Origin of the sequence: Kribbella sp. NPDC050281 (genome assembly GCF_040655855.1) — a bacterium.
GTDB lineage: Bacteria > Actinomycetota > Actinomycetes > Propionibacteriales > Kribbellaceae > Kribbella.
The window spans coordinates 143639-167435 of sequence record NZ_JBFAKS010000017.1 but is presented as its reverse complement, the minus strand read 5'-3'; the positions used below and the strand labels follow the sequence as shown (position 1 = coordinate 167435).

General features: G+C 68.6%; 18 protein-coding genes. 12 read left to right on the top strand and 6 right to left on the bottom strand.

Features of this window, described 5'->3' with window-relative positions; all coding sequences use genetic code 11:
* Positions 1-74: 74 nt before the first annotated feature.
* The 4 genes from AB0I34_RS20410 to AB0I34_RS20395 form a co-directional block, all read right to left on the bottom strand.
* Positions 75-2000, bottom strand: a complete 1926-nt coding sequence (locus AB0I34_RS20410) for an ABC transporter ATP-binding protein (protein ID WP_360447076.1) — start codon at positions 1998-2000, stop codon at positions 75-77.
* A gap of 143 nt (positions 2001-2143) precedes the next feature.
* Positions 2144-3877: an ABC transporter ATP-binding protein gene (locus AB0I34_RS20405; protein ID WP_360447062.1), complete on the bottom strand. Its 1734-nt coding sequence runs from the start codon at positions 3875-3877 to the stop codon at positions 2144-2146.
* The gene (locus tag AB0I34_RS20400; RefSeq protein WP_360447059.1) at positions 3871-4545 is read right to left on the bottom strand and encodes a TetR/AcrR family transcriptional regulator; all 675 of its coding nucleotides are present in this window, start codon (positions 4543-4545) and stop codon (positions 3871-3873) included. The genes AB0I34_RS20405 and AB0I34_RS20400 overlap by 7 nt, the downstream gene beginning before the upstream one ends.
* A 41-nt stretch (positions 4546-4586) precedes the next feature.
* On the bottom strand, positions 4587-5357 hold the full coding sequence (locus AB0I34_RS20395; protein WP_360447057.1) for a TetR/AcrR family transcriptional regulator: 771 nt from the start codon (positions 5355-5357) through the stop codon (positions 4587-4589).
* 178 nt (positions 5358-5535) lie between these two features.
* On the opposite strand from AB0I34_RS20395, the gene AB0I34_RS20390 reads away from it, so the two are divergent.
* The 10 genes from AB0I34_RS20390 (at position 5536) to AB0I34_RS20345 (ending at position 19664) form a co-directional block, all read left to right on the top strand.
* A complete protein-coding gene (locus AB0I34_RS20390; protein WP_360447074.1) occupies positions 5536-7422 on the top strand; it encodes an ABC transporter ATP-binding protein in 1887 nt (628 codons plus the stop codon).
* Between the two features lie 48 nt (positions 7423-7470).
* The gene (locus AB0I34_RS20385; RefSeq protein WP_360447055.1) at positions 7471-10302 is read left to right on the top strand and encodes a DEAD/DEAH box helicase; all 2832 of its coding nucleotides are present in this window, start codon (positions 7471-7473) and stop codon (positions 10300-10302) included.
* Positions 10299-11489, top strand: a complete 1191-nt coding sequence (locus AB0I34_RS20380; protein WP_360447053.1) for an SWIM zinc finger family protein — start codon at positions 10299-10301, stop codon at positions 11487-11489. Before AB0I34_RS20385 ends, AB0I34_RS20380 begins: the two co-directional genes overlap by 4 nt.
* Positions 11490-11672: 183 nt before the next feature.
* Positions 11673-12173 (top strand): N-acetyltransferase, encoded by a 501-nt coding sequence (locus tag AB0I34_RS20375; RefSeq protein ID WP_360447051.1) that lies wholly within the window; start codon positions 11673-11675, stop codon positions 12171-12173.
* Between the two features lie 183 nt (positions 12174-12356).
* Positions 12357-14051: an ABC transporter substrate-binding protein gene (locus tag AB0I34_RS20370; protein WP_360447049.1), complete on the top strand. Its 1695-nt coding sequence runs from the start codon at positions 12357-12359 to the stop codon at positions 14049-14051.
* A 49-nt stretch (positions 14052-14100) separates the two neighbouring features.
* The gene (locus tag AB0I34_RS20365; protein ID WP_360447047.1) at positions 14101-15054 is read left to right on the top strand and encodes an ABC transporter permease; all 954 of its coding nucleotides are present in this window, start codon (positions 14101-14103) and stop codon (positions 15052-15054) included.
* Positions 15054-15935 carry an ABC transporter permease gene (locus tag AB0I34_RS20360; RefSeq protein WP_360447046.1) on the top strand — a complete coding sequence of 294 codons (882 nt, stop codon included), beginning with the start codon at positions 15054-15056 and terminating at the stop codon, positions 15933-15935. Before AB0I34_RS20365 ends, AB0I34_RS20360 begins: the two co-directional genes overlap by 1 nt.
* Positions 15932-16927, top strand: coding sequence for an ABC transporter ATP-binding protein (locus tag AB0I34_RS20355; protein WP_360447044.1), 996 nt, complete (start codon positions 15932-15934; stop codon positions 16925-16927). Before AB0I34_RS20360 ends, AB0I34_RS20355 begins: the two co-directional genes overlap by 4 nt.
* The gene (locus tag AB0I34_RS20350) at positions 16927-17910 is read left to right on the top strand and encodes an oligopeptide/dipeptide ABC transporter ATP-binding protein (protein WP_360447042.1); all 984 of its coding nucleotides are present in this window, start codon (positions 16927-16929) and stop codon (positions 17908-17910) included. Before AB0I34_RS20355 ends, AB0I34_RS20350 begins: the two co-directional genes overlap by 1 nt.
* Positions 17907-19664 (top strand): gamma-glutamyltransferase family protein, encoded by a 1758-nt coding sequence (locus AB0I34_RS20345; protein WP_360447040.1) that lies wholly within the window; start codon positions 17907-17909, stop codon positions 19662-19664. Before AB0I34_RS20350 ends, AB0I34_RS20345 begins: the two co-directional genes overlap by 4 nt.
* Here the strand turns inward: AB0I34_RS20345 and AB0I34_RS20340 are convergent.
* Positions 19646-20323: a GntR family transcriptional regulator gene (locus AB0I34_RS20340; RefSeq protein ID WP_360447038.1), complete on the bottom strand. Its 678-nt coding sequence runs from the start codon at positions 20321-20323 to the stop codon at positions 19646-19648. The two genes, AB0I34_RS20345 and AB0I34_RS20340, sit on opposite strands and share 19 nt — an antisense overlap.
* A gap of 90 nt (positions 20324-20413) precedes the next feature.
* Here AB0I34_RS20340 and AB0I34_RS20335 point away from each other — a divergent pair, with 90 nt between their 5' ends.
* Together AB0I34_RS20335 and AB0I34_RS20330 are read left to right on the top strand one after the other, a co-directional pair.
* On the top strand, positions 20414-21295 hold the full coding sequence (locus AB0I34_RS20335; protein WP_360447036.1) for a GNAT family N-acetyltransferase: 882 nt from the start codon (positions 20414-20416) through the stop codon (positions 21293-21295).
* 9 nt (positions 21296-21304) lie between these two features.
* Positions 21305-21685 carry a tautomerase family protein gene (locus AB0I34_RS20330; RefSeq protein ID WP_360447034.1) on the top strand — a complete coding sequence of 127 codons (381 nt, stop codon included), beginning with the start codon at positions 21305-21307 and terminating at the stop codon, positions 21683-21685.
* A 231-nt stretch (positions 21686-21916) separates the two neighbouring features.
* On the opposite strand, the gene AB0I34_RS20325 is transcribed toward AB0I34_RS20330, so the two are convergent.
* A complete protein-coding gene (locus AB0I34_RS20325; RefSeq protein ID WP_360447032.1) occupies positions 21917-23683 on the bottom strand; it encodes a M1 family metallopeptidase in 1767 nt (588 codons plus the stop codon).
* Positions 23684-23797 lie beyond the last annotated feature (114 nt).

The following is a 23797-nucleotide window of genomic DNA, read 5'->3' as shown; positions in this document are numbered from 1 at the left end:
CCCACTCCGCCTGTGTGTCTGGGCACCACATTGGGTGTGGCGGGGGCCGCGGGGGTCGGCGCCCCCGGCCCGGATTATCGGCGTACGGCGGGGGCTGCCGCCGGGGTCGGCGTCAGGGCTGCGGCTTCCTCGTCGATGTCTACTACCGCGCCGCTGAACTGGGCGTTGTAGAGGCGGGCGTAGGCGCCGTCGGCCGCGAGCAACTCGCGGTGGTTGCCTTGTTCGACGATCGCGCCGTTCTCCATGACGAGGATGAGATCCGCGTCGCGGATCGTGGAGAGGCGGTGGGCGATCACGAAGCTGGTGCGGTCGGAGCGGAGTGCGGCCATCGCCCGCTGCACCAGGACCTCGGTGCGGGTGTCGACCGAGCTTGTCGCCTCGTCCAGGATCAGCAGTTGCGGATCGGCCAGGAACGCCCGCGCGATGGTCAGCAGCTGCTTCTCACCGGCACTGACGTTGCTGCCCTCCTCGTCGATCACCGTGTCGTACCCGTCGGGCAGGCTGTGCACGAACCGGTCGACGTACGTCGCCCTGGCCGCGGCCAGCATGTCCTCCTCGGTGGCCTTCAGGTTGCCGTAGAGGATGTTGTCCCGGATCGTGCCGCCGAACAGCCAGGTGTCCTGCAGCACCATCCCGATCCGCGACCGCAGGTCGTGCCGGGTCAGCTCGGTGATGTCGACGCCGTCGAGCGTGATCCGCCCGCCGTTCAGCTCGTAGAACCGCATGATCAGGTTGACCAGCGTGGTCTTGCCCGCACCCGTCGGACCGACGATCGCGACCGTCTGGCCGGGCTCGGCGACCAGGCTCAGGTCGGTGATCAGTGGCTTGTCAGGGTCGTACGAGAACGACACGTGCTCGAACGCGACCCGCCCGCGGGAGTCGGTGACCTTCTCCGGCGTCGCGTCGTCCGGCACCTGCTCGTCGGCGTCCAGGACCTCGAAGACCCGCTCGGCCGAGGCGACCCCGGACTGCAGCAGGTTGGCCATCGAGGCCACCTGGGTCAGTGGCTGGGTGAACTGGCGCGAGTACTGGATGAACGCCTGGACGTCGCCCAGCGACATCGTGCCGGAGGCGACCCGCAGGCCGCCGATGACGGCGATGACCACGTAGTTGATGTTCCCGATGAACATCATCACCGGCATGATCAGACCGGAGATGAACTGCGCCCCGAACGCGGCCTGGTACAGCTCCTCGTTCTTCTTCGCGAAGCTCTCCTCGATCTCCTTCTGCCGGCCGAACACCTTCACCAACTCGTGCCCGGTGAACGCCTCCTCGATCTGGCCGTTCAACGCGCCGGTATGACGCCACTGGGCGACGAACCGGACCTGCGACCGCTTGGCGATCACCGCGGTCAGGACCATCGAGATCGGGATCGTGACGAGCGCGATCAGGGCCAGCAGCGGCGAGACCACGAACATCATCGTGACCACGCCGATCACCGTCAGCAGCGAGGTGAGCAACTGACTCAGTGTCTGCTGCAGGCTGGTCGAAATGTTGTCGATGTCGTTCGTCACCCGGCTGAGCAGCTCGCCGCGTGGTGCGCCGTCGAAGTAGCTGAGCGGCAGCCGATTCAGCTTGCCCTCCACGTCGGACCGCAGCGCGAGGATGGTCCGCTGGACCACGCCGTTCAGGATGTAGCCCTGCATCCAGGACAGGAAGAACGCCCCGACGTACAGGCCGAGCACCATCAGCAGGACGTTGCGCAGGGCATCGAAGTCGATGCCGACGCCCGGGATCAGGTCGATCCCGCCGAGCAGGTCGGCCAGCCGGCCGTTGCCCGAGGCCCGGGCCTGCTCGATCACCTGGTCCTTGGTCAGACCGCTCGGGAACTGCTTGCCGATCGCACCGGAGAAGATGATGTCGGTCGCGCGGCCGAGGATCTTCGGCCCGAGCACCGACAGCGTGACGCTGCAGACCGCGAGTGCGACGACAACGCTCACCTGGAGCCGATGCGGCCGCAACCGCCCGAGCAGCCGCTTCGCCGACGGACCGAAGTTCATCGACTTGTCCCCCGGGATACCACCCGGAGGCCCGAACGCCCGGCCCGTGGTCGGCCGCTCGGTCGCCTTCACCGTCGCCGTACCACCGGCCGGCGCCGGCCCCTGTCCGTTCGGAGAGGGTTGCGGGGTCTTGTTCTCCTCGCTCATGCCGCCTCCTCCGCGGATCGCTGGGACTCGACGATCTCGACGTACGTCGGACAGGTGTCGAGCAACTCGTCATGCCGGCCCTTGCCGACGATCGCGCCGTCCTCGATCACCACGATCTGGTCGGCGTCGACGATCGTGGACACGCGTTGGGCCACGATCACCACACACGCTTGCGCCGTGATCGGCCGCAGCGCCGCCCGCAGCCGGGCGTCGGTGGACAGGTCCAGTGCGGAGAACGAGTCGTCGAACAGGTAGATCTCCGGCTTGCGGACCAGTGCCCGCGCGATCGCGAGCCGCTGCCGCTGACCGCCTGACACGTTCGTACCGCCCTGTGCGATCGGCGCTTCCAGCCCTTCCGGCATCGCCTCGACGAAGTCCTTGCCCTGGGCAATCTCCAGCGCGTGCCAGAGGTCCTCGTCGGTCGCGTCGGGGTTGCCGTAGCGCAGGTTGCTGGCGACCGTCCCGGAGAACAGGTACGGCCGTTGTGGCACCAGGCCGATCCGCTCCCAGAGCGCCTCCGGCTCGATGTCGCGTACGTCGATCCCGTCGACGAGCACCCGCCCGCCGGTGGCATCGAACAACCGCGGCACCAGCGAGAGCAGCGTCGTCTTGCCCGCACCCGTGCTGCCGATGATCGCGGTCGTCTGCCCCGGCGAGGCGACGAGGTCGATGTTGCGCAGTACCGGCTCGGCCGCCCCCGGGTACTGGAACGACGCGTTCTCGAAGACCAACTGACCGCGACCGGTGAACGACTTGATCGCGGTGACCGGCGGCCGGACCGAGGACTCGGTGTCGAGGACCTCGGAGATCCGGTCCGCGCAGACCGCGGCGCGCGGCACCATGATCATCACGAACACGCCCATCATCACCGAGAACAGGATCTGGATCAGATAGCTCAGGAAGGCGGTCAGCGCACCGACCTCCATCGTCCCGTTCTCGACCCGGGAGGCGCCGAACCACAGCACCGCGATACTCGACACGTTCAGGATCAGCATCACCGTCGGGAACACCAGCGCCATCAGCCGGCCGGCCCGGATGGCCGTGTCGGTCAGGTTCTGGTTCGCCTCGCCGAAGCGCTCGACCTCGTGCGGCTCGCGAACGAAGGCGCGGACCACCCGGATGCCGGAGATCTGCTCGCGCAGGACCCGGTTCACCCCGTCGATGTTCTTCTGCATCTTCCGGAACTGCGGGACCATCCGGCTCGCGATGAAGCCGACACAGATCGCCAGCAGCGGTACGGCGACTGCCACCAGCCAGGACAGGCCGACGTCCTCGCGGACCGCCATGAACACGCCGCCGATCATCGTGATCGGTGCGGCCACCAGCATCGTGCAGGTGGTGACCACCAGCATCTGGATCTGGGTGACGTCGTTCGTACTGCGCGAGATCAGCGTCGGTGCGCCGAACTGGTTGACCTCGCGCGCGGAGAACTCGCCGACCCGGTGGAACACCGCGGCGCGGACGTCCCGGCCGAACAGCGCGGCGGTCTTCGCACCGAAGTACACCGCGATGATCGTGCAGGTGATCTGGACCAGGCTGACAGCCAGCATCCAGCCGCCGGTCTGCATGATGTAGTCGGTGTCACCCTTGGCCACGCCGTTGTCGATGATGTCGGCGTTCAGGCTGGGCAGGTAGAGAGAGGCGATCGTCCCGATCAGCTGCAGGACGACCACTATGGACAGGTTTCCCACGTACGGACGCAGGTGCGTACGCAAGAGTCGAACTAACATCGATCATCCCCAGAGTCGTGATGGCGGGCACCGCCGAGTGCGTACTCGGCGACGCCCTCGGGGGCGGCATGCTGACCGGAGTCGTGCCAGCGGACACCGTCGAACGCGAAGTCGACGATCTCCTCGGCGGTCAGTACGACGCCACCGGAAATCATTGGGTGGGTGGCGGAGAAGGTGATCAGCCCGATCCGGCGGACCACCTCTTCGGGCGGGAAGCGCAACTGGTCCTGATCCGGGCGGAGCAGGTCGGCGAACGCGGCGTTGGCCAGGTCGGACTGGCGCTTGCGGTGGGCCTCGTCCATCGGCATGGACTTGAAGTCGGGCGGCCGGCGCATCCGTAGGGTGAACATGAGCTTGAAGACGCTGCGCAGGCGGTTCTGACCGACCTCGACCGCGGCGATGGTGCGCTCCCGAAGCGGCAGCGAGCGGTCGACGTTCTCCAGTGCCGTGATCAGGTCACTGGTGTCGAACGCGGTCGCCATCACGGCATCGATCAGCGCGTCCTTGCTGCCGAAGGCCCGGAAGATCGTCCCCTCGGCGATCCCGGCCGCTTCGGCGATCTGCTTGGTGCTCACCTCGGCGCCGAACTCCTCCAGCAACGGCAGCGCGGCCCGGACGATGGCGGCGCGCCGTTCATCGGGTGGCAGTGGTGTGGCTCGTGGTGTCACCCGTCGAGGTTAACTGAGTGAGTACTCACTCACAACTCTTTTCACACTTTCGGGCCAGACCGGTTCTCCACCAGCGCGGACACGCCGTCCAGGAGCCGCGCGAGACCGTATTCGAACGCATGATCGGAGTCGTACGGCGCGTCGAACTCATTCCCGACCGTCGTCCCCACCCGGGTCGAGAGCGGGAACCGCTGGGCGTCGGCGATCTTGTCCAGGTGCGGCACGTGCGCCAGCCACCACTCCTTGTCGGTCATTCCCGACCGCTGGATCACCTGCCGCGCCTCGACGTCGGTCCGTACGGCGCCGTGTACGTACCCGTTCACCAGAGCCACCGTGGCATCCATCTCGACGTCGGTCAGGCCGATGCCCTCGACCGCCGCGAGTTCGTACTCGTACTTCGCCATCACGTGCGGACCGAGCGGTGGGCGACTGACCGCGATCTGGAGCATCCACGGGTGGTGCAGGTACAGCTCGCGGTTCTCCCGGGCCACTTCGTCGAGCCGGGCTCGCCAGTCCCCGTCCACCTCGCGCCGCGGCAGTTCGCCGTACACGGTGTCGAGCATGACGTCGAGCAACTCGCCCTTGCCCGGGAAGTAGCGGTACAGCGTCATCGCGCCGGCGCCGAGCTCGTCGGCGACGCGGCGCATCGACATCGCTCCGATCCCCTCGGCGTCTGCGATGCGCACAGCGGCCTCGACGATCCCCTCCACCGTGAGCGCCGGCTTCGGCCCGCGGGTCGGCTGCGGCCGTCTGCGCCAGAGCAGCTCCAGGCTCCGCGCCGGGTCGCCACTGCCGCTGTACTCCTGATTCATGTGCGCGATTCCTCCGGATTGGCTACACTCAACCGCACTTCGTACAGCGTACTCAGTTTAAAAGTCGATTGACCTCAAGCACTGTCGAGGTTCTACGGTCGGGAACTGTCGGTGCTGTCCTGAATCATCGACCTTCCCGATCGACCGATCCCAGCGGAGCACAGCCGTGAGCATGGAGATGACCGCGTGGAACTCGCTGTACCACGCGATGAACGCCCAGGACGAGAAACGCCCGTTCTCACGGGCCACACTGCTGCGGATCCTCGCCTTCGCGCGCCCGCACCGGCGGCAACTGATCGCGTTCCTCGTGCTCAGCGTCGGCGCGGCCGTGCTCGCGGTCGCGACGCCGGTGCTGGCCGGGAAGGTGGTCAATGCGATCGTCGGTGGGAAGGCGTTCAGCTTCGTTCTGCAGCTGTCCCTCCTGATCGCGGTGATCGCGATCGCCGAGGCCGGGATCAGCCTGTGGACGCGCTGGCTGTCAGCGCGGATCGGTGAAGGACTGATCCTGGATCTGCGGACGGCGGTGTTCGACCACATCCAGCGGATGCCGATCGCCTTCTTCACCCGGACCCGGACCGGAGCGCTGGTCTCCCGGCTGAACAACGACGTGATCGGGGCGCAGCGCGCGTTCAGCGACACGCTGTCCGGCGTCGTCAGCAACCTGGTGATGCTGGTGCTCACCCTGGTCGTGATGATCGGGGTCTCGTGGCAGATCACTCTGCTCGCGCTGATCCTCCTGCCGATCTTCGTGATACCGGCCCGCCGGGTCGGGACCAAACTGGCCGCGCTGGAGCGGGAGGCAGCGAACTACAACGCGACCATGAGCACGCAGATGACCGAGCGGTTCTCGGCGCCGGGCGCGACGCTGGTGAAGCTGTTCGGCCGGCCGAAGCGGGAGTCACTGGAGTTCGCGATCCGGGCACGGCGGGTGCGCGACATCGGCGTGCGGACCGCGATGGTGCAGTGGATCTTCGTCACCGCGCTGACGCTCGTGTCGGCGCTCGCGCTGGCGCTCGTCTACGGACTCGGCGGGTTCTACGCGCTGCGCGACCAGCTCGACGCGGGTTCTGTCGTCTCGATGGCCTTGCTGCTCACCCGGCTGTACTCACCGCTCACGGCGCTGGCGAGTGCGCGGCTCGAGGTGATGACCGCGCTGGTCAGCTTCGAGCGCGTCTTCGAGGTGCTGGATCTGGAGCCGCTGATCAAGGACAAGCCGGATGCCGGCCGGGTGCCCGAGGGGCCGGTGGCGGTCGAGTTCGCGCAGGTCGGCTTCGCGTATCCGTCCGCGGACAAGGTCTCGCTCGCCTCGCTCGAGGAGGTCGCCAAGCTCGACACGCGCGGCGGTGTCGAGGTGCTGCATGATGTGTCCTTCCGCGCCGAGCCCGGGCAGATGGTCGCGCTCGTCGGCTCGTCCGGCGCTGGGAAGTCGACCATCGCGCAGCTCATCCCCCGGTTGTACGACGTCGATTCGGGCGCGGTGAAGCTCGCCGGGGTCGACGTACGGGACGTGTCGGCGGAGTCGCTGCGGGAAACGCTCGGCATGGTCACGCAGGACGGTCACCTGTTCCATGACTCGATCCGCGAGAATCTGTTGCTCGCTCGGCCGGAAGCTTCGGAGGCCGACCTGTGGGATGCGCTGACCCGGGCGCGGCTGGGTGAGCTGATCAGATCGCTGCCGGATCAGCTGGACACGGTGGTCGGTGAACGTGGGTACCGGCTGTCGGGTGGTGAGCGGCAGCGGCTCACGATCGCTCGGCTGCTCCTCGCGCAACCGCGGGTCGTGATCCTCGACGAGGCCACGGCGGCGCTGGACTCGACCAACGAGGCGGCTGTCCAGGCGGCGCTGACCGAGGCGCTGGCCGGACGTACGGCGGTTGTGATCGCGCACCGGTTGTCGACCATCCGGGCCGCCGACCAGATCCTCGTGATCGAGGCCGGCCGGATCATCGAGCGTGGCACCCACACGGATCTGCTCGCTGCGCGCGGTCGGTACGAGGAGCTTTACCGGACGCAGTTCGATCAGCCGGACAGCGGTGCGGCTGATGTGGAGGCTGTCACGGTCTGAGGTCGTTTGCCGCGGATCGCATGCGAAGTGGTGAGGGAGGACGTCGGGTTGGCGAGTACGGGGCAGCAGGAGCTGGCGGGGTGTGCGGTGGTGTTCAAGCCGGCCGATCCGCCGCGGGAGGGCCGGATCGCGTTCTGGGATCCGGCCGGTGGGCAGCTTCCGCTGGGCGTTGGTGAGCAGACGGAGTTGGAGCTGGTCGTCGACGCGGAGCCGCGCTCGGTCCGCGCGATCGAGCTGACCGTCGCTGAGGCCGTGCCGGTGCTGGGCCGCGCGCGGCGCGCGCCGGGTGCTCATCCGTCCGCCGCGTTCTGGGGCGGCGCCTCGCTGATCGCGCTGCAGTTGGTGGCCCGAGGCAAGCTTCTGCCCGGCGTCTCCCCGGCTGGCCATGACGCCTGGCGCGCCGGTCCGCTCGATGCGAGCGATGTCACCCGCCTCCTCGAACTAGCCGAAGCCATGCCACCGTCAGCCCGAGCCCTCCCCCTCGAACCAGATCTCCCGTCGGGTGGCTCGGCGCCGATCGGGGCTGCCGGTGGCGGTGGGGTGCGTTTGCCTGTTGCTGAGGATTTGGTGCGGGCGTTCGTGGATGCGGTCGCGGATGGGATGCCGCGGTCGCCGGCAGCCGCGAAGGCACATCAGACCGGGCTGTTCGCGGCGTCCACCCCGCAGCGGGCGGAGCGGTTGCGGTCGTGGGCCGACGAGGTGTCGGTGGGTTTGGACACCGGGGTCCGGATTTCGTTGCGGATCGAGATGGCCGACTCACTGGCGTTCTCGGCGGTAGTGCAACTGCACAGCCTGAAGGACCCGACTTTGGTGCGGGACGCGTACGACGTCTGGGCCGAGGACGTCGCCGGGTTCGGTCCGCGGGCGCGGATCGACGCGACACTGGCGATCCGGCGGGCCGCCCGCGTGTGGACACCCTTGGGTCGCCTCCTGGACTCCGCCGTACCGGATCGGATGGAGCTGGCCGACGAGGAGGTCGGTGAGCTGCTGGCGGGATCGGCGCAGCGGCTGACGGCAGCCGGGGTCGACCTGCACTGGCCGCGCAGCCTCGGGCGTGCGCTGACCGCTCGGGCCGCGATCACGTCGTCGGACGGACCGCCCAGTGACCTGCCGAGCTTCTTCGGCGGCGACGCCACCCTCGACTTCAGCTGGCAGGTTGCCCTCGGCAATGACCCTGACAGCGAGCCACTGACCGAGGCAGAGATGGATCAACTGGCCGAGGCGACCCGACCGGTGGTCCGGCTTCGCGACCAGTGGATGCTGATCGACCCCGACCTGGCTCGGAAGGCCCGCGAGCGGATCCTCAAACCAGTCACCGCGATCGACGCCCTCAGCGCCGCACTCACCGGCAGCGCCGAGATCGACGGCCGCCAAGTCACGATCGAGCCGACCCGCTGGCTCGCCGATCTGCGCGCCCGGATCGCCGACCCGGACCGCGCCGACGAACCGATCGAGGCACCGGCCGGCCTGCACGCCACCCTCCGCGACTACCAGCTCCGCGGTCTGCGCTGGCTCTCCCGGATGACCTCGCTCGGACTCGGCGGCTGCCTGGCCGACGACATGGGTCTGGGCAAGACGATCACGCTCATCTCGCTCCATCTGCACCGCCAGGAGTCGACCGCCACGGCAGGCCCCACCCTGGTGGTCTGTCCGGCGTCCCTGCTCGGCAACTGGGAGCGCGAGGTCCAGCGCTTCGCACCAGGCACCGCGGTACGTCGCTTCCACGGTTCCTCGAGATCACTCGACGACGCCGAGCACGGCTTCGTGCTGACAACGTACGGCACCTTGCGGCGCGACGCCGTACGGCTGGCCGGTCATCGGTGGGCGATGGTCGTTGCCGACGAGGCACAGCATGTGAAGAACCCGTCGTCGAGTACGGCGAAGGCGTTGCGGACTGTGCCGTCGCAGGCGCGGGTGGCGTTGACCGGCACCCCGGTGGAGAACAACCTGTCCGAGCTGTGGGCGATCCTCGACTGGACGACGCCCGGTCTGCTCGGCCGGCTCGGGACGTTCCGGAATCGGTGGGCAGCGCCGATCGAGGCGGACAAGGACGAGGAGGTCGCGGAGCGGCTGGCGAAGCTGGTGCGGCCGTTCCTGCTCCGGCGCCGCAAGTCCGATCCCGGCATCGCGCCCGAGTTGCCGCCGAAGACGGAGACCGACCAGCCGGTGTCCCTCACGCGTGAGCAGGCGGTGTTGTACGAGGCAACGGTTCGCGAGCTGATGACGGAGGTGCAGGCCAGCGACCGGATGGCGCGGCGCGGGCTGATCGTGAAGCTGCTGACCGGACTCAAGCAGATCTGCAACCACCCGGCGCAGTACCTGAAGGAAGGCGACGACGCGCGCCTGAACGGACGGTCCGGGAAGCTCGAACTGCTGGACGAACTGCTGGAGACGATCGTGGCCGAGGACGGCGCGGTCCTGGTCTTCACGCAGTACGTCGCGATGGCGCGGCTGCTCGAGCGGCATCTGGCCGACCGCGGCATCGGTACGCAACTGCTGCATGGTGGGACGCCGGTGCCGAAGCGTGAGGAGATGGTCGAGCGGTTCCAGGACGGCGAGGTGCCGGTGTTCCTGCTGTCGTTGAAGGCGGCCGGGACCGGGCTGAACCTGACCCGGGCAGATCACGTCGTGCACTACGACCGGTGGTGGAATCCGGCGGTCGAGGATCAGGCGACGGACCGCGCGTACCGGATCGGGCAGACGCGGCCTGTGCAGGTGCACCGCTTGATTGCCGAAGGCACCATCGAGGACCGCATCGCCACGATGCTGAGCAGCAAGCGTGAACTCGCCGAAGCCGTCCTGACCGGCGGTGAGGCGGCCCTCACCGAACTCTCCGACACCGAGCTCGCCGACCTCGTTGAGCTAAGAGGTGCACGATGACGGAGGCTCAGGGATTTCCTGCCTTTCCGGCACAGCGGCGGAGTACGCAAGGACGGTCGTGGTGGGCGCGGACGTGGGTGCAGGCCCTCGAGGACACCTCGCTCGATGCGGACCAGCTGCGGAAGGGGCGGCGGTACGCGAACTCCGGTCAGGTCGGCACGATCACGATCAGCCCGGGCCGGATCGCGGCGACGGTCTACTCCCCCGACGACACCTTCGAGGCCGTCGTTCACGTCGATGAGCTGAGTGCCTCCGAGTGGAGCCGCTTCCTCGACCGGGTGGCCGCTCGCGCGGGTCACATCGCCGCGCTCCTCGACGGTGAGATGCCGCACGATCTGGTGGAAGCGGCAGCCGACGCGGGCGTCTCGCTGCTCCCCGGTATCGGCGACCTCGACCCCAGCTGTACCTGCGACGGGTGGGAACTCCCCTGCCAGCACGCGGCGGCCCTTTGCTACCAAGTTGCCTGGCTACTCGACTCCGACCCGTTCGTCCTCCTCCTTCTCCGCGGCACCTCCCGCGACGACTTGCTCGACCAACTGCAAACGAGGAGCCAGACGGCACCGGCTGACGAAGCTGACGAAGCCGGCGCGTCACTGCGCGACGTACTCGCGACTCCGGTCGGCGAGCTGCCCGACGTTCCGGACCTGCCGGGGAAGGTCGTCATCGACGAGCTGGCGGTGACTGGGATCGAGGCGCCCGCAGGCTTCGGGCCGACTCTGTCGGCGCTGCTCGTGCTGGACGCCGCTCGGCGAGCTCGCGCGTTGTTGAGTGCGCTGCTCAACGGCACCGGCGAGCCGCAGAGGCTCGACGAATGGCAGGACGCCGTACGACTGGCCGCGGACTTCCCCGAGTTGAGTGACACTCTGGCCACCGCAACCGGGCGGAGCGAAGAGCTTGCCCTGGGCATCCAAGCCTGGCGGTACGGCGGAGCGCCCGGCCTCGACGTCCTCGACCACACCTGGACACCCGATCCCGCCGAGCTCGCCCGCGCCCGGACCGAACTGCTTGCCGCCGACGACGAGCTCACCATCCAGGTCCTCGGCAACCAACTCGCCCTCGGCCCGGACATCCAGCTCAGACTCGACCATCACGGCCGGTGGCACCCGTACCGCCTGGTCGACGACACCTGGACCCCAACGGCACCCGCCACCACCGATCCCCTCACCGCCCTGGCCACCGAGTCGTAAATCCGGTGCGACCACCTGACAACGTGGCTAAGGTGGCGGGAACTTCGGAGCATCGAGGAGGTGAGTTGATGTCGGCGCGAACGAGTGCTGCCGCACGCCCGGCAGCCGACACGCTCATCCAACTCACTCCGGGATCCGTCTGACCAAGACCGGCGGAACCCCTTGCCCGAAAGGGATTCTCCGTTGTCCATCACCTGGAACACCCGCGCCGAGACGCCGGCCGACGCCGACACGGTCCGTGACATCACCTGGCAGGCCTTCGGCCGCCAGTTCGAGGTCGACTTCCTCGATGCCCTGCGCATCGACCCGATCGCGATCTTGCCAGGGTTGTCGCTCGTGGCAACCACACCGGACGATCGACCGGTTGCCTACGCGCTCCTCACCCGCGCCCACGTCGGCGACACGCCGATCCTGTCTCTGGGTCCGGTTGCCGTGCTTCCGGCGTACCAGAGGCAAGGCGCGGGGAGCGCGGCGGTCATCGCGGCGCTCGACACCGCGCGTGATCGTGATGAGCAGACTGTCATCGTGCTCGGTCACGACACGTACTACCCGAGGTTCGGATTCCGGCAGGCGACCGAGTTCGGCATCCATCATCCGCAGTACGACGGACCGAACCTGATGGCGCTCGCCCTCGGTGATCATCGACCGCCCACTGGTGACCTCACGTATCCAGTCACGACCTGATCGACCGCGGGGCCGCCGGGGCGTAACACAGTCTCCGGCGGCCTCGCGGCGGTCGGCACTCGGGCGTTCGACAGTGAGTACGGCGGGCGGTCGTAAAAGGTTCAGCCAAACTCGCCGAATCACTTGCGCACCTGCCTTGTATACATGAAACAGTCGGCAGGACCGCCTACTCAGGAGCACGCGATGACTCGTCGACTTCCGTCCTTACTGAACCGCTCCAGCAGGAGCTACCGCCGCCGCCCGATGGTCGCCGGAACCATGGTGGGGGTGATCGCGCTCGCGCTCGTCGGAACGGCTTGCTCTCCCGTCGAGCCGGCCGGCAATGACGGGGGCGGGGAAACCCAGTCGGCGGAGGGCAAAGACGTGTTCGGCGACCCGGCCGACCCGGCACAGGTCAAGCAGGGCGGCACGCTCACGGTCGCGCTGTCCGCGGACCCGGACAAGCTCGACCCGTCGCTGTCGCGCAGCCTGTACTCGCGCTACGTCTTCCACACCATGTGCGAGAAGCTGTACGACCTCGGCCCGGACGCGAAGGTGGTGCCGCAACTGGCCACCGCGCTGCCGACCATCTCGGCCGACGGGCTGAGCCTGACCATCCCGCTGAAGCAGGGCGTGAAGTTCGCCGACGGCGGGACGATGGACTCGAACGCGGTGAAGATCTCGATCGAGCGCGGCCTGACGATCGCCGGCTCCGGCCGCAAGAGCGAACTCGGCCCGATCACCTCGATCGAGACGCCGGACCCGAACACCGTGGTGATCAAGCTGTCGAAGCCGTTCGCCCCGCTGACCGCCGCGCTGGCCGACCGGGCCGGCATGGTGCTGAGCCCGGCCGCGGTGTCGAAGCTCGGCGCGAACTTCTCCAACGCACCGGTGTGTGTCGGACCGTTCAAGTTCGCCAGCCGGGTCGCGCAGAACTCGATCAAGGTGGTCAAGGACCCGCTGTACTACGACGCCGCCAAGGTGCACCTGGATGCGATCGAGTACCGGATCATCACCGACTCCAGCATCCGTTCGGCCAACCTGAAGTCCGGTGACGCGCAGATCGCCGACTCGCTGTCGACGCAGGACGCGCCGCAGCTGCAGAAGGACAGCACGATGACCGTGCTGCAGTCGCAGTCGCTCGGGTACCAGGGCCTGACCATCAACGTCGCCAACGCGAACGGCGTCGGCAAGCCGCTCAAGCAGCTCGACACCCCGATCGCGAAGGACCCGCGGGTCCGGCAGGCGCTGGCGCTGTCGATCGACCGGGAGGCCCTGGTGGAGACGATCTTCAACGGGCTGAACACGGTCGCCTGCACGCCGGTCTCACCGAAGAGCGAGTTCACCTCCGACGCCGCGCAGGTCTGCCCGCCGCACGACCCGGCGAAGGCAAAGCAACTGCTGGCCGACGCCGGCGTGCCCACGCCGTACAAGGTCAGCATGATCACCTCCAACAACCCGGACAGTCTGCGGCTCGCGCAGGCGCTGCAGGCGATGGTGAAGGACGGCGGATTCGAGCTGGAGATCAAGCCGGTCGAGTACGCGTCATTGCTCGACCAGCAGGACCGCGGTGAGTTCGAGCTGTTGCAGCTCGGCTGGTCCGGCCGAGTCGACCCGGACGCGAACATCTACAACTTCGTCGGCTCGGAAGGCAGCCAGAACGTCGCCGGCTACAGCAGCCCCGACGTGGACAAGCTGCTGACCGACGCACGGCAGTCGACCGACAAGGCGCAGCGGATCAAGCTGTACGGCGATGTCGTGAGCAAGCTGCAGGAGGACGACCCGCTGATCTACATGTACCGCCAGCGCAACCTGACCGGCGTCTCGAAGAAGCTCCTGGGTGTCCAGACCTTCCCGGACGGCGTGATCCGGACGGCGTTCGCCGGATTCGCCAAGTGAGCGTTCTCTCCGCCGGCGGGCGGCGGGACCGAGCGAGGTGGTGGGGTTCGTGAGGCGATACCTCTTCCATCGGCTGTGGCAGTCGGCCGTCACGTTGGTGCTGGCAACGATCGTGGTCTTCGCCGGCGTACGGGCGTTGCCGGGTGACCCGGCGCTCGCCCTCGCCGGCGAGGACCGGGATCCGGAGTCGTTGCGGGCGATCCGGGAGCAGTACGGGCTGGACCAGTCGTGGCTCGTGCAGTTCTGGCAGTTCGTCAGCCACGCGGCCCGGGGCGACCTGGGCCAGTCGATCCGGACCGGTGCGCCGGTGCGCGGGATGATCGGCAGCGCGTTGCCGGTGACGATCGAGCTGTCTGTGCTGGCGATCCTGATCGCCAGCCTGATCGGTGTCGGTGCCGGGGTGGTCGCGGCTGTCCGCCGCGGCCGTCCGGCCGAGTGGGCTGCCAACGCGTTGGCGTTGCTCGGCCTGTCGGTGCCGCATTTCTGGCTCGGCCTGATGGCGATCCTGTACCTGTCCGTTGCCCTCGGCCTCTTCCCGGCGTCCGGATTCGTGCCGTTCTTCAGCGACCCGGCCGGCAACCTGCACCACCTGGTGCTGCCCGCGCTGATCCTCGGCACCGGTCTCGCCGCGGTCATCATGCGGCAGACCAGATCGTCGATGCTCGACGCCCTCTCGGCCGACTACATCCGGACGGCCGAGGCGAAGGGCCTGCCACCCAAGTCGGTGATCGGCAAACATGCCTTACGCAACAGCCTGATCGTGGTCGTCACGATCGTCGGCCTGCAGCTCGGTGCATTGATCTCCGGCGCGGTCGTCACCGAGCGCATCTTCGCCCTGCCGGGATTCGGCAAGCTCACCGTCGATGCGGTCTTCCAGCGCGACTATCCCGTGATCCAGGCGGTCGTCCTGGTGACCGCGACGGCGTACATCGTGATCAATCTGCTGGTCGACCTGCTGTACTCCGTGATCGACCCGCGCATTCGGGTGCGAGGTGACGCGTGATGGCCGTCGCTGAAGCAATCACCGCCGGTACGCCGCTGCGCAGCAACCGCAGCAAGGTGGTACGGCGGATCCTCCGCAACCCGCTCGCGATCAGCGGTCTCGTGGTGCTCGTGATCGCGGTGATCCTGGCGGTGTTCGCGCCCTGGCTGGCACCGCACGAACCGACGCAGACGAATCTCGGTCAGGCCTTCGCACCTCCGGGTACGCCGGGACACCTGCTCGGCACCGACGACCTCGGCCGCGATGTGCTGTCCCGGATCATGTTCGGCCTGCGAGCCTCGCTCCACGTCGCACTGCTCGCGGTTGCGACGTCGCTCGTGGTCGGCGTACCGCTCGGACTGCTGGCCGGGTACTTCCGGGCGATCGACGCGCTGATCTCCCGGATGACCGATCTCGTGCTCGCGTTCCCGTTCCTGATCCTGGCGGTCGGACTGGCCGCGATCCGCGGTGCCAGCCTCGGCAACGCGGCGATCGCGATCGGCATCGCGCAGATCCCCGGCATGATCCGGATCGTCCGGTCCGAGACCTTGCGGCTCAAGTCACTGGACTTCGTCTCGGCCGCGATCGTCGAGGGCGCCGGAGATACCTGGGTGATGGGCCGCCACATCCTCCCGAACGCGGCCTCGGTGGTCATCGTCCAGACCACGGTCGGGCTCCCGGCCGCGATCCTGGGCGAGGCGGTGCTGTCGTTCCTCGGTCTCGGCATCCAGCCACCGGCGCCGAGCCTCGGCACGATGCTGGCCGATGCTCAGCAGTTCGCGTCCCGCGCCCCGTGGGCCGCGGTGATGCCCGGCGTCGCGATCATGCTGCTGACGTTGGCGTTCAACGTCGTCGGCGACAGCCTGCGCGACGCGCTCGACCCGAAAGCGAGCCGCCGATGACCGCAGGAATCACCACAGCTCCGGTTCTCCAGGTGAACGACCTCTCGATCACCTTCCGGACCGAGGACGGCCTGGTGTCGGCCGTCGACCGCGTCAGCTTCGAGGTCGGCGACGGCGAGGTCCTCGCGGTCGTCGGCGAGTCGGGCTGCGGCAAGAGCGTCACCGCGATGAGCCTGGCCGGGCTGCTCCCCCGCACCGCCACGGTCGACGGCTCGGTGCGGCTCGACGGGGTCGAGTTGATCGGCGCCGACAAACGCACGCTCCGCACGATCCGCGGCCGCGAGGTGGCGTACATCTTCCAGGAGCCGATGACGTCGCTGAACCCGGTCTTCACGGTCGGGCACCAGATCGGCGAAGTCCTCCGTACGCACATCGGACTGAACCGGCAGGCGGCCCGGGACCGCTCGATCGAGCTTCTCAAGCTCGTCGGCATCCCGTCGGCCGAGCGCCGCATCAGCGACTACCCGCACCAACTGTCCGGCGGTATGCGCCAGCGCGTGATGATCGCGATGGCGGTCGCCTGCGATCCGAAGGTACTGATCGCCGACGAGCCGACCACCGCGCTCGACGTCACGATCCAGGCCGGCATCCTCGACGTACTGCGGGAGCTGCGCGAACGGCTCGGGACCAGCATCGTCCTGATCACGCACGACCTCGGAGTGGTCGCGGACCTCGCCGACCGGGTGGCGGTCATGTACGCCGGACGCGTCGTCGAGACGGCTGACGTGCACGAGCTTTTCGCGCATCCGCAGCACCCCTACACGTCCGGTCTGCTCGGTGCCTCACCCGCCGCCGGTCGCCACGCGGAGAGCCATCGGCTGAACGAGATCCCAGGTCTGGTGCCGGTCCTCACCCAACAGCCGGACGCCTGCACCTTCGCCGACCGCTGCCCGCGAGCAATCGACACCTGTACGGCGACAGAGCCGGACCTGACCCCTGGTCACCACCGGGTCGCGTGCTGGAACCCGGTCAGAGAACCAGTGGAGGTCTGATGAGCACCCTCGCTCTGGAGGTAGAAGACCTCGTCATGCACTTCGGGCCGGTCCGGGCGGTCGACGGGGTAACCCTGCGCATCCGCCAAGGCTCTGTGGTCGCTCTGGTCGGTGAGAGCGGCTCCGGGAAGTCCACGGTGGGACGCTGCATCGTCCGGCTGCTGGAGCCGACCGGTGGGACGGTCCGACTCGCCGATGCCGATGTCACGCACCTCACCCGCCGGCAGTTGCGTCCACACCGCCGGAACGTGTCGATCGTCTTTCAGGACCCAGCGGGCTCACTCGACCCGCGGCTGTCCGTCGGAGACATCGTCGGAGAGCCACTGCGGCTCATGCACCGCAAAGACATCTCAACCAAGGTGTCCGAGTCGCTGCGTCGCGTCGGACTGCGCCCGGAGGTCGCCCAGCGCTCACCACACGAGCTGTCCGGAGGGCAACGTCAGCGCGTCAGCATCGCTCGCGCTCTGATCTCAGAGCCGCGCCTACTGGTCGCGGACGAACCGACGAGCGCACTGGACGTGTCGGTCCAGGCGTCGGTCCTCAACCTGCTCGCCGACCTTCAGCGCGACCTCGGCTTCGCCTGCCTCTTCATCACTCACGACCTGTCCGCGGTCGAGTACCTGGCCGACGAGGTCGCGGTGATGTACCTGGGGCAGCTGGTCGAACAAGGCCCGCGTTCGCGCATCTTCGGCGTACCGGCGCATCCCTACACGCAGGCGCTGCTGTCCGCGGCGCCTGTGCCCGATCCGGCCGAGCAGCGGGCGCGGAGGCCCGTGCTGCTGGGTGACGACCTGCCATCGGCGATCGACCCGCCGTCCGGGTGCCGATTCCACACCAGATGTCCGGTAGCGGTCGACACATGCCGGACAGTCATTCCGGAGCCGCGCGTGATCGGAGAAGGTGGACACCAGGTCGCCTGTCATCTGGTCGACGACAACGGCACCGGTCCCGATGTTCGTACTGGAGAGGGAGTTGCCCGATGACCTTCACCACCCGGCCCACGCTGCGCGGCACGTTCGGGATGGTTTCGTCCACGCACTGGCTGGCGTCCCAGTCGGCGATGCGCATCCTCGAGCTCGGCGGCAATGCGTTCGACGCCGCCGTGGCCGCGGGGTTCGTGCTGCACGTGGTGGAGCCGCACCTCAACGGCCCAGGTGGTGAGGTTCCGGGGATCATCGCGACCGCGGACGACCCCACACCGCGCGTGCTGTGCGGTCAGGGCGTCGCTCCGGCGGGCGCGACGATCGATCACTACACCTCGCTCGGGCTGACGCTTGTCCCCGGCTCTGGACCGCTGGCTGCGACGGTGCCGGGTGCAGTCGACGCCTGGCTGCTCCTGCTGCACGACCACGGCACGCTGCCGCTGCGCGTCGTACTCGAGCCGGCCATCGACTATGCGCGCAACGGCCACCCGCTGGTGCCGCGGGTCGGTGAGACGGTCAGCACCGTGCAGCAGCTCTTCGAGGAGAACTGGAAGACGTCTGCCGCACTCTGGCTGCGTGACGGGCGGCCGCCGACCGGCATGTTCCGCAACGAGGCGTACGCCGCCACCCTCGAGCGACTGCTCACCGAGGGCGAAGCGGCCGGCGCGGATCGGCAGGCGCAGGTCGAGCGGGCCCGCAAGACCTGGCGTGAAGGCTTCGTCGCCGAGGCGGTCGACAAGTTCTCCAGGCTGCCGCATCGAGACTCCAGCGGCGAGGACCACGCCGGACTCATCACGGGCGACGACATGGCCGCGTTCCAGGCGACCTGGGAGGACCCGGCCACGCTGGACTGGAACGGCTACACCGTCGCCAAGACCGGACCCTGGGGTCAAGGTCCCGCTCTGCTGCAGTCGCTCGCCGTACTGGCCGAGCTCGGTGACGTCGACCTGGACAGCGCGGACGGCGTACACACCACCGTCGAGGTGATGAAGCTGTCGTACGCCGACCGCGAGGCCTGGTACGGCGACGACGCCGACGTACCGCTGAAGACCCTCCTCTCCCCCGCGTACGCCGCGGAGCGGGCGAAGCTGGTCGGTCCGGAGGCTACGCGCGAGCTTCGTCCCGGCCAGCCGGACAGCCGGAAGCCCGTCCTGCATTCGATTGCCGTGGGCAATGACCTCGGCGACGCCACGACCGGTGAGCCGACCGTCTCCTCGGACGGCGTGACGCGGGGCGACACCTGCCACGTCGACGTGATCGACCGTTGGGGCAACATCATCTCCGCCACGCCCAGCGGCGGTTGGCTGCAGTCGTCGCCGACGATTCCGGAGCTCGGGTTCTGTCTCGGCAGCCGGGCCCAGATGTTCTGGCTCGAGGATGGACTGCCCGCGTCGCTCGCACCCGGCAGGCGTCCGCGGACCACCCTCACGCCGACGCTCGTACTCCGCGACGGGCAGCCGGTGATGGCCTGCGGTTCGCCGGGTGGCGACCAGCAGGACCAGTGGCAGCTGCTCTTCCTGCTGCGGCACCTCGGCGCCGGCATGGATCTGCAGGAGGCGATCGACGCACCCGCCTGGCACACCACGGGCTTCCCGTCGTCGTTCTACCCGAGGGCGACCGAGCCGGGCGGTCTGGTGATGGAGAGGCGCCTCGGCTCAGCCGTCCGCGACGAGCTGGTACGGCGCGGGCACGTCGTCACCGAAGGCGATGCATGGAGCCTCGGCCGGCTGTGCGCCGTACGCAAGGAGGCCGATGGCGTGCTGGCCGCGGCCGCCAACCCCCGCGGGATGCAGGGCTATGCGGTAGGACGCTGACCTAGAGCCGCCTTCGCCGCAGCCGCCACGTGCAGGCCGGCTGCGGTGCTGGCGGCGTCCGGATCCTTGGCGGCGATGGCGTCGACCAGGCGGAGGTGCTCTTCCGTGGAGTGTGGCGCCCGCTGGGCGGCGCCGACGCGGAACACCCAGTGGACGTGGTGATACATCGCTGTCGAGATCGAGTGCAGCCAGCGGTTGCCGCTGACCTCGATCACCGCGCGGTGGAACGCGCTGTTCAGCTCGGCGAGCTGGTCGAAATCCTTGGCCTCGCTGGCCTTGTTCGCATCGTCGAGCAGCCGCCGCAACCGCGCGACGTCGGCGTCGTCGGCGCGCTCCGCCGCCAGCCCCGCGGCCAGCGTCTCCAGTTGCTGCCGTACGGCGAACAGGTCGCGCACCGCGGTCTCGTCGAGGGTGGCGACCACCGCACCACGCCGCGGCAGGATCTGAACGAAGCCCTCGGCCTCCACCACCCGCAGCGCCTCACGCACCGGGTTGCGCGACACCCCGAAGTCGTCCGCGAGCCGGGTCTCGGTCAGCCGCTCGCCCTGCCCGTACTCGCCGTCCACGATCCGGCGACGCAGCTCCGTCAGCACCTGCTCGCGCAAGGCGACATGGTCCGCACCGATCGTCCGTATCTTGGCCCCACCCGGCTGATCCACCCGGTGCTCCTCTCCCCGTCGGCTCCGAAGCACGGTAGCCGATGGAGCTGGCCAGAGGCACGTGATCCAGAGGCGCGATATGTTGCCGCCTTGAGCATCACGCTGACTCCCCTGACGGATCCCGACTTCCGGCCGTTCAGCCGCCGGATCGCCTGGCTCGCCGCGGACGCCGACGGCAACCCGGTCGGATCGGCCTTCCTCCGGCTCAACAGCCGCGAGTCCCATGCCCATCTGGCCGAGCTCGAGCTGAACGTGCACCCGGCCGAGCGCCGCCGCGGCATCGGCGCCCGTCTCCTCGACGCGGTCGTCGCCGCGGCCCGTGCGCACGAGGTCCGGACCATCCTGGCCGATACTCCGGACGACTCCCCGGCGTACCACTTCCTCACTGCACGCGGTTTCACGATCGGCCTGACGCTCGTCTACGCGCGTCTGCGGCTGGCCGACCTCAACGACGCCGTACTGATCGTTCCTCAGGACCCGGGCTACCGGTTGCAGTCGTGGGCAGGCGTCGTGCCCGATGAGTTGGCGCAGACGTTCACGGACGCGCGATCCGGGATGGACGACGCACCGTCCGGCGACATCGCGTACGGCGATGACACGTGGGATCTGGAGCGGACCCGGCACGCGGCCCGGGTGATCGAGCAGCGCGGTGATCACCTCTCGACTGTCGCGGCCGTGGACAGGTCGACCGGGACGATCGTAGGTTTCACCGAACTCGTCGTACCGGGGAACGGCAAGGGCGATGCGCAGCACTACGGCACCGCGGTCCTCCCGGCGCACCGTGGTCGCGGTCTCGCTCTGTGGATGAAGGCCGAGCAGATCCGCTTGGTCCGCACCCACTTCCCCGACCTCGACGGCCTCCTGACCGACACGGTCAGCACGAACCTGCCGATGCAGCGAGTCAACGACCACCTCGGCTACCTACCGACCGAGACCACGCACCGCTGCACCCTGGACGTCTGTACCTACTAGTATGTCGGCATGCCACTGATCCGGATCGACGCCCTCCGGGCCGGCCCCGACCGCCTCGCCGGCCTCGGCCGCGCGGTGCACGACGCGCTGGTCGAGACGATCGGCATCCCGCCCGACGATCTCTTCCAGGTGCTCACCAGCCACGACGGCACCACCAGCACACTGCGGTACGGCGGCTTCCCCGGCATCGAGCGCGACGACGCTGTCGTGTTCATCGTCATCACCTTGCGAGCCGGCCGACCCGACGAGGTCAAGCAGGCGATGTACCGCCGGATCACCGAGCTCGTCCACGACTACACCGGCACCGCTCCCCGCAACGTGCTCATCACCCTCACCGAGAACGCATCCCCCGACTGGTCTTTCGGCAACGGCGAAGCCCAGTACCTCTAAACCTGTGCAGCTCGACAGGAGGTGTCGCCGGTGAGCCCGGACTCGTGAGGCTCACCGGGCCGGGCCGATGGACGAATTCAGGGGACACGTCCTGTCGAGCTGCACGCTGATCGGGTGGTGGGTGCTAGAGCAAACAGGCCAGCCGGTACAGGACGCCGGCGACCGCGACGTTGAGGCTGGCTCCGGTGGCCATCGTCGACTGTGGTTCGTCGTCTGCCTACGCGAGCCCGATCACTCGCCGAGGATCTTCTGGACGGCGGCGGTGGTGATGGGGTGGTAGCCGGGGCGGGCCTTGGCGAAGACCTCGGCTGCGAACTCGCGGTCGGTGCCGGCCAGTGCACGGTAGACCGGCAGGACCAGCTTCATCCGGCCGACGTTCGTGAGGAACCCGGCCAGCTCGGCGTACGCCGCCTCGTAGCTGCTGGCGGCAACGATCTGGTACCAGCGGCGGGCGATCTCGCCGTTCGCCGTACCGGTCAGGCCGAACTCCCGGTCGAGCTGCTGCAGCTGCACCGCACCCAGCACGTCCGGCGCCGCGTCCAGGAACCGCAGCCACTCCTGCGTCGTCCACGCCGCCGCGCCCTGCGGCAGTTCGCCCGTGCCGAGCCACCTGTCCCGCGCCTCGTCGACCGCCTCGAAGCGATCCGACACCGCCCGCGCCGCGAACGCCGGAATGCCCGGCTCGTCCAGCCACGCCGCGACCTCGGCGTCCGTCACCACGCCCGGGTGTGGCTCCAGCAGGTGCTCGCGCAGGTGCGCGACGAAGTCCTCGGAGTTGATGCTGCGGAACGCGAACCGGTCGAAGTAGCCACGCAGGAACGGGTCGAACACCTCGCGCGTGAACCGCTCCTCGAGCCAGGACAGGAACCACGACCCCTTCAGCGGGCCGCACGAGGTTGTGCCGTGGTACTCGGACCGGTGATTCAGCCCGGGCAGCTCCACCGCCAGCTCGGCCGGCGTCAGCGGGTCCAGCTTCACCACGGTCGCATGCTGCTTGATCGCCGTCTCCATCACCGCGAACTCGGTGCCGTAGACCGCCTCGACGATCCGGTTCTCGACGTACGACGTGAAGCCCTCGTTCAGCCAGATGTCGTCCCAGCTGTCCTGGGTGACCAGGTTGCCGGACCAGCTGTGCGCCAACTCGTGCGCGACCACGCTGACCAGCGACTTGTCACCGATCACCACGGTCGGCGTCGCGAACGTCATCCGCGGGTTCTCCATGCCGCCGTACGGGAACGACGGCGGCAGCACGAGGATGTCGTAGCGCCCCCAGCGATACGGCCCGAAGAGCGCCTCGGTGACCCGCATCATCTCCTCGGTGTCGGCGAACTCGGTCGCCGCCCGCCGGGCCATCTCCGGCTCGGCCCACACGCCGGACCGCTCACCGATCGGCTCGAACACCAGGTCGCCCGCGGCGATCGCCAGCAGGTACGACGGGATCGGCTCAGGCATCACCACGTCGTACGAACCGGTGCGCCGGGACGTCGTCCCGTTGTCGGCGCTCATCAGCACCATCAGCTCGGGCGGTGCGGTGACATGAGCGGCGTAGCTGAAGCGGACGCTCGGAGTGTCCTGCACGGGCACCCAGCTGCGGGCGTGGATCGCCTGCGACTGGCTGAACATGAACGGCATGACGCCGCCCGCGGTCATGGACGGCTCCAGCCACTGCAGACCGGTCGCGGTCGGCGCGGTCCGGTAGCTGATGCGCACCCGCTGGTGCTGCGGCGTGCGGATCGTCAGAGCGGAGCCGAGCTCCTTGTCGGGTACGGCGAGGCTGTACTCGAGCGGCTCCCAGCCGTCTGCCGTCGCACCCTCCACCCCCAGCACAGTCAGATCCCGCGTGTCGAGCACGAGCCGGTCACTGGTGCCGGTCCAGGCGAGCGTGTGCGTGGCCGTGCCGGCCAGCACCTTCTCGTCGAAGTCCAGCTCGACGTCGAGCTCGAGATGGGTGGTCCGAACCAAGGCAGGTTCGGCATAGGAATGCCGGTCGTACGTCACAGAGTCTCCCCGAGAGAGGTGGTCCGGGGAACAGTACCCACGCTGGAGCATGATCAGGCGGCCAATCTGAGCCAACAGCACCACCGTGCCAAAACACTGCTGTCTTGGTGCGGC